The sequence below is a fragment of the Luteococcus sp. Sow4_B9 genome (assembly GCF_052116585.1).
Lineage (GTDB): Bacteria > Actinomycetota > Actinomycetes > Propionibacteriales > Propionibacteriaceae > Luteococcus.
On the sequence record NZ_JBQKKT010000067.1, the window covers coordinates 1 to 897 of the forward strand.

The window sequence follows — 897 nt, forward strand, 5'->3', positions numbered from 1 at the left end:
GTCTCGCAGTCTACAGGGCCTGAAAACCATTCTCTCTGGTGGTGCGATACCACCAGATGCATATCGGCGCGACGCTGGAGGTGTTGAGCATGTCTGACGAGCCCCATATCCCGGCCCCGTGTCCAGCCTCGTTGGCGGATGGTGGGCGTGCTTTGTGGCGTGGCGTGGCGGACGTGTTCGAGCTGACGCCGGAGCAGTTGGTGCAACTGGAGGAGGCGTGCCGGGCAAAGGATCGGCTCGATTCTCTGGATGCGGCGATCCGTGGCAAGCATGACGTGCTGCTGTCGATTGAGACGGACGGTAACGGAGTGTCCAGCTTGGTCGTGAACTCGGCGCTGCGTGAGGCGAACGCGACGGCCACGGTCCTCAAGCAGCTGCTGGCGGCGCTGCGGTTGCCGGACGTGGAGGGTCGACGGCCCCAGTATCGGGGTCCGAGGGGTGCCTATCAGAAGTCTGTGGAGTCGGTCGCATCCGCAGGCAAGGTGTCGAGCCTTGACCGGGCGCGGAAGCGGCGCGCAGGCTGATGTTCCGCCCCCTGTTCGAGGGGCAGAAGTGCTCTCTCGGCTATGCCGTCATCGACTGGCTCGAGGCGTATGCCTGCCATGGCCCTGGGCCGGTGGAGGGGCAGCCGTTGACGTTCGATGACGAGATGTTTGACTTCATCGTGGACGCCTACGAGCTCGAACCGGCGTCTGGGCACAGGCTGATCTCTCGTGGCGTGCTGTCGATGCCGAAGGGTCGGGCGAAGTCGGAGGTCGCAGGGCTGATTGGCGTGGCGGAGGCTCTTGCTCCGGTGCGTTTTGACGGCTGGGATGCGAGTGGGCAGCCGGTGGGTCGCCCGATCCGCTCCCCGTTTGTCCGCTGCCTCGCGACCGAGGAAGGGCAGAGCGGGAACAC

The 897-nt window shown here is 65.3% G+C and carries 2 protein-coding genes; both read left to right on the forward strand.

Annotated elements, in window-relative coordinates; translation table 11 throughout:
* Window positions 1–41 precede the first annotated feature (41 nt).
* Window positions 42–524 carry a hypothetical protein gene (locus ACTQ49_RS14970; RefSeq protein ID WP_441828630.1) on the forward strand — a complete coding sequence of 161 codons (483 nt, stop codon included), beginning with the start codon at window positions 42–44 and terminating at the stop codon, window positions 522–524.
* A partial coding sequence (locus ACTQ49_RS14975; RefSeq protein ID WP_441828631.1) for a hypothetical protein occupies window positions 524–897 on the forward strand: 374 nt, incomplete at its 3' end. The genes ACTQ49_RS14970 and ACTQ49_RS14975, both read left to right, overlap by 1 nt.